General features: G+C 60.8%; 11 protein-coding genes. All 11 read right to left on the minus strand.

Annotated features, from left to right (window positions below):
• Window positions 1–3: 3 nt before the first annotated feature.
• Complete coding sequence (locus ACZ41T_RS03670; protein WP_464923123.1) at window positions 4–1,275, minus strand: carbohydrate porin; 1,272 nt, start codon at window positions 1,273–1,275, stop codon at window positions 4–6.
• A 108-nt stretch (window positions 1,276–1,383) separates the two neighbouring features.
• Complete coding sequence (locus ACZ41T_RS03675) at window positions 1,384–3,096, minus strand: methyl-accepting chemotaxis protein (protein ID WP_464923124.1); 1,713 nt, start codon at window positions 3,094–3,096, stop codon at window positions 1,384–1,386.
• A 107-nt stretch (window positions 3,097–3,203) separates the two neighbouring features.
• Complete coding sequence (locus tag ACZ41T_RS03680; RefSeq protein ID WP_464923125.1) at window positions 3,204–4,880, minus strand: methyl-accepting chemotaxis protein; 1,677 nt, start codon at window positions 4,878–4,880, stop codon at window positions 3,204–3,206.
• A gap of 51 nt (window positions 4,881–4,931) precedes the next feature.
• A complete protein-coding gene (locus tag ACZ41T_RS03685) occupies window positions 4,932–5,435 on the minus strand; it encodes a chemotaxis protein CheW (RefSeq protein ID WP_464923126.1) in 504 nt (167 codons plus the stop codon).
• Window positions 5,436–5,472: 37 nt separating this feature from the next.
• The gene (locus ACZ41T_RS03690) at window positions 5,473–7,170 is read right to left on the minus strand and encodes a methyl-accepting chemotaxis protein (RefSeq protein ID WP_464923127.1); all 1,698 of its coding nucleotides are present in this window, start codon (window positions 7,168–7,170) and stop codon (window positions 5,473–5,475) included.
• Window positions 7,171–7,217: 47 nt separating this feature from the next.
• Entirely contained in the window at window positions 7,218–7,718 is a 501-nt protein-coding gene (locus ACZ41T_RS03695; RefSeq protein ID WP_464923128.1) for a chemotaxis protein CheW, read from the minus strand.
• A gap of 21 nt (window positions 7,719–7,739) precedes the next feature.
• Window positions 7,740–9,851 (minus strand): chemotaxis protein CheA, encoded by a 2,112-nt coding sequence (gene cheA, locus ACZ41T_RS03700; RefSeq protein ID WP_464923129.1) that lies wholly within the window; start codon window positions 9,849–9,851, stop codon window positions 7,740–7,742.
• A gap of 52 nt (window positions 9,852–9,903) precedes the next feature.
• Window positions 9,904–10,266: a response regulator gene (locus ACZ41T_RS03705; RefSeq protein WP_464923130.1), complete on the minus strand. Its 363-nt coding sequence runs from the start codon at window positions 10,264–10,266 to the stop codon at window positions 9,904–9,906.
• A 55-nt stretch (window positions 10,267–10,321) separates the two neighbouring features.
• Window positions 10,322–10,882, minus strand: coding sequence for a chemotaxis protein (locus ACZ41T_RS03710; protein ID WP_464923131.1), 561 nt, complete (start codon window positions 10,880–10,882; stop codon window positions 10,322–10,324).
• Window positions 10,883–10,890: 8 nt separating this feature from the next.
• Window positions 10,891–11,808 carry a flagellar hook-associated protein FlgL gene (gene flgL / locus ACZ41T_RS03715; protein WP_464923132.1) on the minus strand — a complete coding sequence of 306 codons (918 nt, stop codon included), beginning with the start codon at window positions 11,806–11,808 and terminating at the stop codon, window positions 10,891–10,893.
• Between the two features lie 20 nt (window positions 11,809–11,828).
• Window positions 11,829–13,472: a flagellar hook-associated protein FlgK gene (gene flgK, locus ACZ41T_RS03720; RefSeq protein ID WP_464923133.1), complete on the minus strand. Its 1,644-nt coding sequence runs from the start codon at window positions 13,470–13,472 to the stop codon at window positions 11,829–11,831.
• Between the last annotated feature and the right edge of the window lie 24 nt (window positions 13,473–13,496).

Genomic DNA, 13,496 nt, shown 5'->3' on the forward strand with positions numbered 1-13,496 from the left:
TGATTATTTCTCTCCGGACATTTCAAAACGAACACCCAGCACTGTCGAATTCTTGATCTGTGCGTCGGCCCCCGGATTGATCACATACTGGATGTTCGGCTGCACGCTCAGCCATGGCGCCACGTGCGCACGGTAGGTCGCTTCCCAAACCGACTCATGAGACGTCGCCTCCGCGCCGGCAATGGACGCGGCCCGGCGGTGCTTGTCTCCGGTGCGGGCAGTACCGTAGGACACGGCAAACTGGTCTTCGCTGCGGCCGGCAACCATTCCGCTGAAGACCAGCCCAGTCTGAAAGTAGCTGGAAAACTGGTTGAAATCGGCATTGGCCCGGCCATAGCGGATGAAGCCATCGGCATGGCTGTCGGGATTGCGCGTTCCGCGATAAAGCGTCCGCTCGGCCAGCACATAAAAACCCTTATTGCCCTTTCGCATCAGCGGGTCGCCCACTTCGTCGACGTCCACCAAATCTGCAAACCGGCTGGTATAGGACCAGGCACCCACGGCATATTTGTCAACCTGGCCGGGACTGGCCGATTCCCCTCCTTGGACTTTTCCCGGGCTATAGCCCACCTCGACGACACGCAATGCGCCATCGCCATCGTTAAACTGAATGTGGGTGCCACGCGGGTTGTCGGGGTCGCCCGGAACGCCATCCAGAACGACCGCCTGCACATAGGTTTCGGGAGTGGGGAGATAGCCCACGCGCAAACCCACGGAGCTGGTGGGAAAGACCGAAGGTCCGTTCAGCCCGGTTTGAGCAAATTCGGAGCCGATGCCGGGAGACGGGTGGAGAAAAATCCCCGCGCTGTGGCTGACGTAAAACTCGGAATTGAGGTCGTACAGGCCGAACAGCGCAGACAGCTTCTCATTTAGGAACTGCTTCTGGATCCATGCCTGGAAAAGCTTCGCGGCATTGGTATCGACCTCGATGTTGTCGACGCCCTGGCTGCTCCCGACAAGGTTGGCGTTGGGTTTTCCGCCATGGCTCGCGATGCCGTGCAAACCCACCGAAACCCCATCCCAGCCAATCAGTTTGTCGAGGTCGAAACCGAGCTTGACGTCAAGGTTTCCCAACGCGGTCGTTCCCTGCTTCAAGCCGCCAGAGACGTTGGAAAGAACATCGGCCCTGTACAGAAATCCGAAAGCGATGCCGTTGTCGACAGCAGGCGTTTGCTGTGCCTCGATTGCGGCTTCGGCGCCCATCGCGCAAGCGGGAACCACGAGTAGTGTGCCGGCTATCAGCGTCGCAATACTTTTCCCCATCCCATGTTTCATCACAAGCGATCCCGAAGCAATGGTGCCGGCTATTTATTGAATCGGATGTTTATACCGAAAACGAATGGGGGCTTTGTACCTTGGACAAAGCTTGTTTCAAGCGGTCGCTCAAAACTCTTCCCACTCCTCATTGCTGCCGCCGGCAGCCGCCAGCTTCTTCGGGCTCGCGATCATTCTGGCCGGCGCGCCCTTTGGCTTCGGCAAGGCTGTCGTGGCGCCCTGCCGGACCGGAGACGCCGGCTGCACGCTGTACGCCCCACTCTCCAGCTTGAACACGCTCACCATCTCGGTGAGCTTGGCCGCCTGATCCTGCATGCTCTCGGCTGCCGCAGCCGCCTCTTCCACCAGGGCGGCGTTCTGCTGGGTCACGTCGTCCATCTGGGTAATGGCCTGGTTAACCTGCTCGATGCCGGAACTCTGTTCCTGGCTCGCCGCAGCAATCTCGCTCATGATGTCGGTGACGCGCTTGACCGAGCTGACGATCTCGCCCATGGTCTTGCCGGCTTCGTCGACCAGCTTGCCGCCGGCGTCGACCTTGCCGACGGAGTCCTCGATCAGGGTCTTGATCTCCTTGGCGGCGCTCGCGCTGCGCTGCGCCAGGTTGCGTACTTCGGAGGCGACGACGGCAAAGCCGCGACCCTGTTCGCCGGCCCGCGCGGCTTCGACCGCGGCGTTCAGCGCGAGGATGTTGGTCTGGAAGGCGATGCCGTCGATGACGCCGATGATGTCGGCAATCTTGCGCGAGCTACCCTTGATCGACGCCATGGTGTCGATCACCTGGCCGACGACCGCCCCTCCCTTGACCGCGATGTCGGCGGTGGACCCCACCAGCTGGTTGGCCTGACGGGCATTCTCGGCGTTCTGCTTGACGGTGCTGGTCAGTTCTTCCATTGAGCTGGCGGTCTCTTCCAGGCTCGACGCCTGCTGCTCGGTACGCGACGACAGGTCGAGGTTGCCGGCGGCAATCTGGCTCGATGCGTGGGCGACGATGTCGACACCGTTGCGCACCTGACCGACCACGCCGACCAGGCTGTCATTCATGTCTTTCAGTGCCTGCAACAGCTGACCGACCTCATTCGTCGAGCTGACCTCGATGCATTGCGTCAAATCGCCCGCGGCCACGCCGCGTGCCAGCTTCACCGCAGCGTTCAGCGGGCCGGTGATGGCGCGGATCAGCAAGAAGCCAATCAGGGTGGCCAGCAGCACGCCGAACACAATGATCGCCATGGAGATATTGCGCACCATGATATAACGGCTTTGCGCCGCCTCGAACTCGCTTTTGGCAACCGCGAGCTGCAATGCAATCAGCGCTTCCGCGCTTTCGCGTACTTTCGGGTAGGCCGTTTTCATCTCTCCCTGCAGGACTTCGCTGGCTTGCTGGAAATCATGACCAGACAAGGCGGCCAGCGCCGGGTTCAAGCCCGACAGGCCATAAGCAATGCGATTGGCATTGAAGACTTCGGCGAGTTTGGTTTCTTCGGCAGTCAGCCGGTTGGCCATGTAGGCCTTCCAGATGGTATTGATTTCCTCGATCACCGCCCGAGCCTTGATCACCTGCTCGTCGACCACCGCTACGTCTTCAGGGAACGCCGATAGCTGACCGACAACCGCTTCGCCAACGACGATCTGGTTTTCATTGATCATCGAAGTGATGCGTTCCAGCTGCCCCACCGCGACCACTCTGTCCTCGTAGACGCTCTTGAGCGCGCTGTTGGTGGAGCTCAGGCTGGCCAGACCCATGATCCCGATGCCTACCAGCAGCATGGAGAGAAAGCCGATCACAAAGACCAACCGCGATTTGATAGTCAGATTCGCCAACATTTTGTGTCCCTTGCATCTTGTTCAAACAATTGAACCGTCGGCGCCTCTACAGCTTCGGCCCGAGGGCGGGCCTCCTACAGGAAGCGCCTGACTGCGATTAGCACTACTCAGAACGCTTCCCACTCTTCGCTGCTGCCGCCGGCAACCGCCAGCTTCTTCGGGCTCGCGATCATTCTGGCCGGCGCGCCCTTTGGCTTCGGCAAGCCTGTCGTGGCGCCCTGCCGAACCGGAGATACTGGCTGCACGCTGTACGCCCCACTCTCCAGCTTGAACACGCTCACCGCCTCGGTGAGCTTGCCGGCCTGATCCTGCAGACTCTCGGCCGCCGCAGCCGCTTCTTCGACCAGGGCGGCGTTCTGCTGGGTCACTTGATCCATCTGGGTGATGGCCTGGTTGACCTGTTCGATGCCGGAACTCTGTTCCTGGCTCGCCGCAGCAATCTCGCTCATGATGTCGGTGACGCGCTTGACCGAGCTGACGATCTCGCCCATGGTCTTGCCGGCTTCGTCGACCAGCTTGCCGCCGGCGTCGACCTTGCCGACGGAGTCCTCGATCAGGGTCTTGATCTCCTTGGCGGCGCTCGCGCTGCGCTGCGCCAGGTTGCGTACTTCGGAGGCGACGACGGCAAAGCCGCGACCCTGTTCGCCGGCCCGCGCGGCTTCGACCGCGGCGTTCAGCGCGAGGATGTTGGTCTGGAAGGCGATGCCGTCGATGACGCCGATGATGTCGGCAATCTTGCGCGAGCTGTCCTTGATCGACGCCATGGTGTCGACGACCTGGCCGACGACCGCCCCACCCTTGACCGCAATGTCGGCGGTGGACCCCACCAGCTGGTTGGCCTGGCGGGCGTTCTCGGCGTTCTGCTTGACGGTGCTGGTCAGTTCTTCCATCGAGCTGGCGGTCTCTTCCAGGCTCGACGCCTGCTGCTCGGTACGCGACGACAGATCGAGGTTGCCGGCGGCAATCTGGCTCGACGCGGTGGCGACGGTGTCGGTGCCGGTGCGCACCTGGCCGACCACCCGCACCAGGCTGTCGTTCATGTCTTTCAGCGCCTGCATCAACTGGCCGATTTCGTCATTGGAATGCACGTCGATATGAGTAGTCAGATCGCCCTGCGCCACGTTGCTCGCCACTACCACCAGTTTTTCCAATGGCCGCGTGACAAGACGACTCACAAAAATGCTGAACATGACAGCGACAAGGAAGGAAGCAGCGATCAGGATCAAACTGATGGCCGTGGCGCGGCTGCCATCTTTTTCTGCTTGAATCGCCGCCGCCGCCGCATCAGCCGCGATTGCCTCACTGGCCTTCTCCAACAGTTGGGTGGGCTGGCGATCCATCCCTTTTACTGCGTCATCCCCCGCACTGGAATCAAAGCCTGCCGCCTTGAATGTTTCAACACCGCTGCGATAGCCAGTGGCCATCTGGGAGTGGGCCTCTATAAACTGCTTTATCAGTGATTTACTCTCCCCTTCGGGCAGGGTTTCATGCAGTTTCATTGCCCCTTCAACAACTTCGCGCTCCTGTTTGACGAATGCCGACCAGTATTTGTCGAGTTGTCCAGGATCCTGCCCACGCAACAGCGTGTTCTTCCATTCCTGTACCTGGATTTTGAACCCATTCAATATCACGTTGGCAGCACGCTCGTTAGCGTAGCTTCCTTGTACCGTTGTGCTGTAGGTGTTCAATGACTGATTGAGTTGATAAATCCCGAACAGTGCGGGTGCCGCAGTCAGGAGCATCACACTGATAAACGCCAATGGCAATTTGACGACCAGTTTCATGTTTTTAAACATTTTGAGCTCTCGGATTATGTTAAGTATTTAAGCAGATTTTCAGGCTGCGATTTTTTCGATCAGACCCATTTCGCTGCTGGACATGAGCTTGTCGATGTCCACCAGAATCAGCATGCGCTCACTGCGCGTACCAAGGCCGATGAGGTAATCGCTGTCGAAGATCGTCCCCATTTCCGGAGCGGGCTTTACCTGGCCGGGGGACAGCGTGGTGACGTCGGAGACGCTGTCCACCACCATGCCCATCACGCGGCCGGCAATGTTCAGAATGATCACCACGGTGAACTGGTCGTAGGTGGGGGTGCCCAGACTGAACTTGATGCGCATGTCGACGACCGGCACGATGATGCCGCGCAGATTGACCACGCCCTTGATGAAGTCGGGCGCGTTGGCAATCCGCGTGACCGGCTCGTAACCGCGAATCTCCTGCACCCGCAGGATGTCGATGCCGTATTCTTCCTGCCCCAGGGTGAAGGCCAGAAACTCTTTTCCGGCGACCTCTCCGGGTCCCTGCATGCTGTTCGATGTAGGTATGTTGCCTGACATGCTTTTTATATTCTTGATCGCCCCGAATTTCGGTGCCTCAGAACTCTTCCCACTCCTCGTCACCACCACCGCCGGCGACCGCCAGCTTCTTCGGGCTCGCGATCATTCTGGCCGGCGCGCCCTTTGGCTTCGGCAAGGCTGTCGTGGCGCCCTGCCGAACCGGAGACGCCGGCTGCACGCTGTACGCCCCACTCTCCAGCTTGAACACGCTCACCGCCTCGGTGAGCTTGCCGGCCTGATCCTGCAGACTCTCGGCCGCCGCAGCCGCTTCTTCGACCAGGGCGGCGTTCTGCTGGGTCACTTGATCCATCTGGGTGATGGCCTGGTTGACCTGTTCGATGCCGGAACTCTGTTCCTGGCTCGCCGCAGCAATCTCGCTCATGATGTCGGTGACGCGCTTGACCGAGCTGACGATCTCGCCCATGGTCTTGCCGGCTTCGTCGACCAGCTTGCCGCCGGCGTCGACCTTGCCGACGGAGTCCTCGATCAGGGTCTTGATCTCCTTGGCGGCGCTCGCGCTGCGCTGCGCCAGGTTGCGTACTTCGGAGGCGACGACGGCAAAGCCGCGACCCTGTTCGCCGGCCCGCGCGGCTTCGACCGCGGCGTTCAGCGCGAGGATGTTGGTCTGGAAGGCGATGCCGTCGATGACGCCGATGATGTCGGCAATCTTGCGCGAGCTGTCCTTGATCGACGCCATGGTGTCGACGACCTGGCCGACGACCGCCCCACCCTTGACCGCAATGTCGGCGGTGGACCCCACCAGCTGGTTGGCCTGGCGGGCGTTCTCGGCGTTCTGCTTGACGGTGCTGGTCAGTTCTTCCATCGAGCTGGCGGTCTCTTCCAGGCTCGACGCCTGCTGCTCGGTACGCGACGACAGGTCGAGGTTGCCGGCGGCAATCTGGCTCGACGCGGTGGCGACGGTGTCGGTGCCGGTGCGCACCTGGCCGACCACTCGCACCAGGCTGTCGTTCATGTCTTTCAGCGCCTGCATCAACTGGCCGATTTCGTCCGTCGAATGGACGTCGATATTCTGCGTCAGATCGCCTTCGGCAACGCCGCGCGCCAGTTTCACGGCGGCATCCAGCGGACGGGTGATGGCACGAATCAGGGAAAAACTCAGCCATGCCGCCAGGGCCAGGCCAACGGTGACCGCAACGATGGCAAAGTTGCGAATGCTTACGCTGCGGTCATGTGCCTGATTGAATTCCCGCTTGGCGACCGCGCCCTGCAACTCGATCAGCTTGAATAGGGTTTCACGCGCAGCGGCAAATTTCGGGCCGGCATCGCTGGCGGCGTTTTCCTGGGCTGCGGCAAGGTCTCCATCTTCCATTACCAGCTTCAGGGTGACGTTGCGCGATGTCTGATAGGATTTCCACTGGGGCGCGAACGCATCCGTCAGTTGCTTTTCCTCCGGGGTCAGCGTGGCGCTCATGTATTTTGCCCAGAGCTTGTCGATCTCCCCGTCCAGCATCAACGTTTCCGCATTAGCGGCTTCGGCCACGCCCGGCATGCCCGCATTGGCCGTAATTATTGTATTGGCGCGGGTACGGTTGACCATATCGATGATGCGCCCCAGATCCATCAGCGGAACCGTGCGGTCCTCGTAAATGGTTTTGATCCCCTTCCCGTTTTCACTGATCCCATACAAGCCGATGGCTGCGCCCCCCAGCAACATGACGGACATAAAGGACATGATGAAGATCAAACGTGCCTTGATACTCAGGTTTTTAAACATTTACAAAGCTCCCTGGTTATGGTGTGCGTATTGGTTTGAACGGATTTTCAGGCTGCGATTTTTTCGATCAGACCCATTTCGCTGCTGGACATGAGCTTGTCGATGTCCACCAGAATCAGCATGCGCTCACTGAGCGTACCAAGGCCGATGAGGTAATCGCTGTCGAAGGTCGTCCCCATTTCCGGAGCGGGCTTTACCTGGCCGGGGGACAGCGTGGTGACGTCGGAGACGCTGTCCACCACCATGCCCATCACGCGGCCGGCAATGTTCAGAATGATCACCACGGTGAACTGGTCGTAGGTGGGGGTGCCCAGACTGAACTTGATGCGCATGTCGACGACCGGCACGATGATGCCGCGCAGATTGACCACGCCCTTGATGAAGTCGGGCGCGTTGGCAATCCGCGTGACCGGCTCGTAACCGCGAATCTCCTGCACCCGCAGGATGTCGATGCCGTATTCTTCCTGCCCCAGGGTGAAGGCCAGAAACTCTTTTCCGGCAGCCTCCCCGGCTTCGGCTTTTGCTTGTGTCTGCGTGCTATACGACATGGCTTTGATCCTTATCTGGCCTCAGAAAAAAACGGGGTCGGCGTTGAGCTGGCGGCTGGAGCGCAAGAGTGCGGAAACATCGAGAATCAGGGAAACACCGCCATCCCCCAGAATGGTGGCGCCAGAAATGCCGGCCACCTTGCGGAAATTCGACTCGAGGTTTTTGACAACGACCTGCTGCTGCCCGACCAGGCTGTCGACCAGCAGGGCTGCCTTTTTGCCGTCGGCTTCGAGAATGACGACGATCCCTTGGGTCGGGTCGGTAAAGCCCGGCTCGATGTCAAAAATCCGGTACAGCGGAATCAGTGGTAAATACTCTTCGCGGATCTTGACCACCTTGCCCTGGCCGGCGATTTCCTTGACGTCTGCAGCTGCCGGCTGCAACGATTCGATGACGTAGCCGAGTGGCAGGATGTACACCTCTTCTCCCACCTTTACCGACATGCCGTCGAGAATCGCCAGGGTCAGCGGCAGCGAGATGGCAATGGTAGTGCCGGCGCCGGGGACGGAACGGATATCGACGGTGCCGCCCATTGCCGCGATGTTGCGCTTGACCACGTCCATGCCGACGCCACGGCCGGACACGTCGGTGACGACTTCCGCGGTGGAAAAACCGGGGGCAAAAATGAGCTGCCAGACATCGGCATTGGGCATCGTGTCCGATACATCCAGACCTTGCTGCTTCGCCTTGGCAAGAATCCGGTCGCGATTCAGGCCGCCGCCATCATCGCTTACCTCGATCACGATATTGCCGCCCTGATGCGCGGCCGACAGGGTCAGCCTGCCGGTTTCGCTCTTGCCACCGGCACGGCGCTTCTCGGGCATTTCGATGCCATGGTCGACGCTGTTGCGCACCAGGTGGGTGAGCGGATCGACAATGCGCTCGATCAATCCCTTATCGAGTTCGGTGGCGGCACCGCGCGTGACAAAATCGACCTTCTTGCCCAGCTTGCCGGCGAGGTCGCGCACCATGCGCGGAAAACGCGAGAACACGTAATCCATCGGCATCATGCGGATCGACATGACCGCTTCCTGCAGGTCGCGCGTATTCCGGGTAAGCTGGCCGACGCTGTTGAGAAGGCGTTCGTGATGGATGGGGTCGAGCACGCCGATACGCTGCTCGATCATGGCCTGGGTGATGACCAGTTCGCCGACCAGGTTGATCAGCTGGTCGACCTTTTCAATGCCGACCCGGATCGACGAGGATTCCTGGCTGGTGCCTTCCTTGTCTGAAGCCCGACGGCCAAAGTTCTTGGCCTCGGCCGCAGGCTCGGCTTTGGCCGCCTCGGCCGTAACGGCGGGCGCGCTGGCGGCGCCGGTATTCTCCGGCTCGAAAATCCCATAGCCGGGATCTTCGGCCGATGGTTTGGCATCGGCATGCTCCGGTTCGGCGCTGGTTTCCGCCGCTGCCTGCGGCGATCCTTCCGCACCGCCATGCGTAATCTTGAGGTCGTCCGGGTCGAGTACGAACGAGCAGATCGCCACGATGCTGTCCTGGCCCTCGCTGGTGATCAGGGTGAACACCACGCGCTTGTCGGCCAGACTCTCCTGGCTGATCGTTCCCAGCAAACCCAGTTCCGTCGCCAGCGCATCCACATCCCGCTGCGGCACTTCGGGCAGTTCGATACGGAAGTGAAAGTTGCCGTCCGCATCCGCAATCGGTGCGGCCTCGGCCCTGGCGGGTTCAGGTACGGATTCAGGTGCAGGCGCCGGACTCGCCACGGCATCCGTTGTCTCCGGAAGCATGCCCTGCGACAGCGCCTTCAGCCGCTGGCATACGCTGCCCACCGCATCCTGGTCGACGCTCGAACCATGATGATGACCATCCATTTGCATGACCAGGATATCCTTCGACACCAGGAAGGCTTCCACATGCTCGGACGTCAACGCCATCTCGCCCTTGCGGATGCGGTCGAGCAGCGACTCCAGCATGTGGGTGACTTCGGTGATGTCGTTGAAAGCGAACGTGGCGGCGCCGCCCTTGATGGAATGGGCGGCGCGGAAGATCGCATTGAGATCCTCGCTATCGGGTGTGGATACATCGAGAGCCAGCAACAGCTTCTCCATTTCGGCGAGCAGTTCATCCGCTTCGTCGAAAAAAACCTGGTAGAACTGGCTCATATCAATCGTCATGCTGAAACTCCGTTTTTGTTGTGCGGATTGTTACGTGTCGTCTGGCTGCGACTCAGCCAATCAGCTTTTTCACCACCTCGGTCAGCCGCGCCGGATCAAATGGCTTGACCAGCCAGCCATTGGCCCCCGCGGCACGACCCATGGCCTTCATGTCGTCGCCGGACTCCGTGGTCAGCATCAATATCGGCACATTCTGGTAATTCCTCATGGCGCGCAGCGCCCTGATCAGGCTCAAGCCGTCCATGCCCGGCATGTTCTGGTCGGTCAGCACCAGGTCGACTTTCTGCTGCTTCGCCTTGTCGAGGCCATCCTGGCCGTCCACCGCTTCGATCACGCCATAGCCCGCGGCTTTAAGACTGAAGGACAGCATCTGGCGCAATGAGCCCGAGTCGTCCACTGCAAGTATTGTTTTCATCTTTGTCGCTCCCGCTCTTTCCATGTTCGGACCGCTGCCCGCATATTCCATCATTTCAAAAAAGTTCGATGTCGCCACTGTTCATGTGGCGCTGGTTCACCGTGCTGCGCACGCCGCCTGCCCGTTCGGTGCAGCACGTCCCCACCCGGTTGCCGATCTGGCTCAGCATCGCCAGCAGGGCTTCATTGTTGCTTTCCGGCAGAACCGGGCCGCTCGCGTCGAGTGCGCCAAACACGCCGCGCAGCCCGGCCAGATGCTGCACCATGCGGCCGATCAGCTGGCTGGTCATGTCTTGAAACTGCAGGCCGGTCACCGCTGCGGCGACATGCCGGTTGATCTCGCCGCGCAGCATCTCGAAGCGCGCCGCATGCACGGGCGCCAGCCTGCCTTCGGCCAGCAGGCCGTCCAGGGCCTCCTGCTGCAGGTCGACAGCGCGATGGATCGCCATGAAGCTTGCACACAGTTTTTTGATGGCCTCGTCCAGCAACACGTCCATCTGTACCAGGTCGCGCTCCACCTCGGCCAGATGCTGGTCGCCGTGTTCCGACACCCCCGACAGCAGGTGCATCACCTGCGCGCGCAGGTGCTCGCTGGCCGAGATGTCGTTGGCAATCATGGCCGGGCTTACAGGAAGTTGAATAGCGACAGGCCGGAGGCTGTCACGAAGGAGCGCTGCGCGGCTTCGAGCGTGAACTGCTGCTGCGAGAGCCGTGTCAGCGCCTCGTTGTAATCGAGGTCCTGCAGGTCGGACAGGGTCTGGCTGTACTGGATATGGCGGTCCTCGCCCGCATAGTCGAGGGCATCGAGCTCCTGCAGGCGCGACCCGGCCGAGGTGCGAACCGTGAGCACGTTATCCAGCGCCTGGTCCATATTGGTATTGGCGGTTGCCAGCCCATTTGTTAGCGCTGTGGCGGCTGCGGCATCGACTACAGGTGTCTGTAGCAAGGCGATGAGATCGCTCAGGGTGGCGAATACGTCCTGCCCTCCGCCCTGGAACACGGTCGACCCGGGGGCAGTGGCCGACATCTGGCGCGTGGTATCGACCTGAATCAGACGTTGTCCCGCGTCGCCGTCATATGTCACCACACCGAGCGCGTCTTTGGAAAACGCGGGCGTTGCGGTCTGGAATCCGGAGAACATATAGTTGCCCATTCCATCGCGGCTGTTGGCCAGCCCCAGCAACTGATCCCGGCGCGCGCTCAATTCAGTCGCCAGGAAGCCACGTTCCGTATCGCTCAATGTGCCATTGCCGGCCGTGATGATGGTGGTTTTTACGTCCTGCATCAGCTCGGTCACGCCCGACAGCGTACCTTCCATTTCGCTTAACGCGCTTTTGGCATACTGGCGGTTGACACCGTACTGGGTATTGCGCGACTGCGACTGCGAAACTTCCAGCGCACGCGCGGCAGCGACCGGATCGTCCGCCGGGGTGAGGATGCGACGGCCGGAGGCGATCTGCTGGTCCGTCCTGACCAGGCTGGACTGCAGTTCACCGAGTTGAGCTGCGCCGGATTCAAACAGGGTTTGGGTGCTGATACGCATGATGTTCGTTTCCCTTCTTGTCAGCCGAGCGAAAGCAGTACGTCGAACATCTCGCTGGCAGCCTGCATGACCTTGCCGGCCGCCTGATAGGCCTGCTGGTAACGCAGCAGATTGGCCGCCTCTTCGTCGAGGTTGACGCCCGATTCGGACTGCAGCGAGAGGTTCGCCTCGGACAAGAGATTGCCTGCTGCACTGCTGGTCACCTCGAGTTCGCGGGTCTTGTTGCCGATCTGGCTAACGATCTGCGAATAGGCGCCCTGGTAAGTGGTGGTGCCCCCATTCATGGTATTGGCGGTTTGCAGCGCACCCAGCAGCAGGGCGTTGCGGTTGTCGCCCACGCCGCCGGTGTTGGGGCCCACGGTGAAGGTGTCGGTGTCGGCCGGTGCGCCGCTGATCGTGACGCTCCAGCCGTTATAGGTAATCGTTTCACCGGGCGTATACGAAACCCCGATCGGATCTCCCGTCCCGATTCCCGTCACGTTGTAGCTCGTGGGAGAGGTGAATGTGATCGTGACGGGTTCCTGCAAATTGGCATCGGGAGGCGATGGCGTGTTTACGCTGCCCGGGCTGATGGCCCCCGTCCCGCTATTGGTGCTTGCGGCCTCGGCAAGAATCGGCGCGGCTGCCGCGATCTGCCTGGGATCGGTGATCGCCACAGAAAAGTCGGATGCGCTCGTTGCAGAAAAGAAATTGCCGCCGAGGTTGCCGTCGATATCCTGCCCCAGGCGATGCTGGGCGTTGAACGTGGTGGCGAGGCCAATGGCGAGGTCGTCGAGTGACTGCTGCGCCGGTTCAAGCGTCTGGCTGCGGAATTCGAGCACGCCGCCAAGCTTGCCGCCGCCAAGGCTGGACTCGCCGATAATGACGGGGCCATTGGCGGTCTGGTAGGCTACCTCGATTCTTTCAGGGTCGGTGGGCGAGGCGACAGTGGTGAGCGAGAGGGTGCTCACCCCGACCACCAGCGGTTGACCATTGCCGATGAAAACGTTGTAGCCGCCGTCGCCCTGCTTGACGACCGTCGCCCTGGTTTCCTTGTTGAGGTCGAGAATCAGCTGGTCACGCTGGTCGAGAAGATCGTTGGCGGGCTGGCCGGTCGCGCCCTGGGCGCGGCCGATGGCATCGTTCAGTTGCGCGATCTGCTTCGCGTAGCCGTTGATGACGCTGACGCTCGACGTGATCTGGCTATTGACGCCCTGCTCGATCTCGTCGAGCCGTCCGGCCATGCTCTGAAAACCCGAGGCCAGCGATTCGGCCGATGACAGCGCCGCCTGGCGCGCCGGAATCGACGAGGGATTGGAGGACATCTCCTGCGTGCCGCTAAAAAAATCCTGCAAGGCGGGCGACAGACCGGAAGCGGGGTCGGCCAGCATGTTGTCGATCTGCTTGATCTGGGTGTAATAGCTGTCGAGTCCGCTTTTCGTGGTCTGCGCGGTGCGTACCTGGCTGCCGAGAAACTCGCTGTAAACACGCTTGACCGTGGAAACCTCGGTGCCCTGCCCCATGAAGCCAAAACCGTAACTCTGCGGCTGGGCTGCGCTCTGCACCACGACCTGGCGATTGAAGCCCGGCGTTGCGGCATTCGCGATGTTGTGGCCAGTCGTGTTGATGCCTGCCTGCGCGGCTGCAAGTGCGCTCTGACCGATGCTGAGTATGCTGGTTGCCATGTTTTGTCGATGCGCGCGAGTCGG

This window comes from Thiobacillus thiophilus (genome assembly GCF_055378705.1).

Excerpts from the sequence above, each read along its gene's own strand:
- ACZ41T_RS03670 (WP_464923123.1), bottom strand. The coding sequence starts at position 1,275 with ATGAAACATGGGATGGGGAAAAGTATTGCGACGCTGATAGCCGGCACA.
- ACZ41T_RS03675 (WP_464923124.1), bottom strand. The coding sequence starts at position 3,096 with ATGTTGGCGAATCTGACTATCAAATCGCGGTTGGTCTTTGTGATCGGC.
- ACZ41T_RS03680 (WP_464923125.1), bottom strand. The coding sequence starts at position 4,880 with ATGAAACTGGTCGTCAAATTGCCATTGGCGTTTATCAGTGTGATGCTC.
- ACZ41T_RS03685 (WP_464923126.1), bottom strand. The coding sequence starts at position 5,435 with ATGTCAGGCAACATACCTACATCGAACAGCATGCAGGGACCCGGAGAG.
- ACZ41T_RS03690 (WP_464923127.1), bottom strand. The coding sequence starts at position 7,170 with ATGTTTAAAAACCTGAGTATCAAGGCACGTTTGATCTTCATCATGTCC.
- ACZ41T_RS03695 (WP_464923128.1), bottom strand. The coding sequence starts at position 7,718 with ATGTCGTATAGCACGCAGACACAAGCAAAAGCCGAAGCCGGGGAGGCT.
- cheA (WP_464923129.1), bottom strand. The coding sequence starts at position 9,851 with ATGACGATTGATATGAGCCAGTTCTACCAGGTTTTTTTCGACGAAGCG.
- ACZ41T_RS03705 (WP_464923130.1), bottom strand. The coding sequence starts at position 10,266 with ATGAAAACAATACTTGCAGTGGACGACTCGGGCTCATTGCGCCAGATG.
- ACZ41T_RS03710 (WP_464923131.1), bottom strand. The coding sequence starts at position 10,882 with ATGATTGCCAACGACATCTCGGCCAGCGAGCACCTGCGCGCGCAGGTG.
- flgL (WP_464923132.1), bottom strand. The coding sequence starts at position 11,808 with ATGCGTATCAGCACCCAAACCCTGTTTGAATCCGGCGCAGCTCAACTC.
- flgK (WP_464923133.1), bottom strand. The coding sequence starts at position 13,472 with ATGGCAACCAGCATACTCAGCATCGGTCAGAGCGCACTTGCAGCCGCG.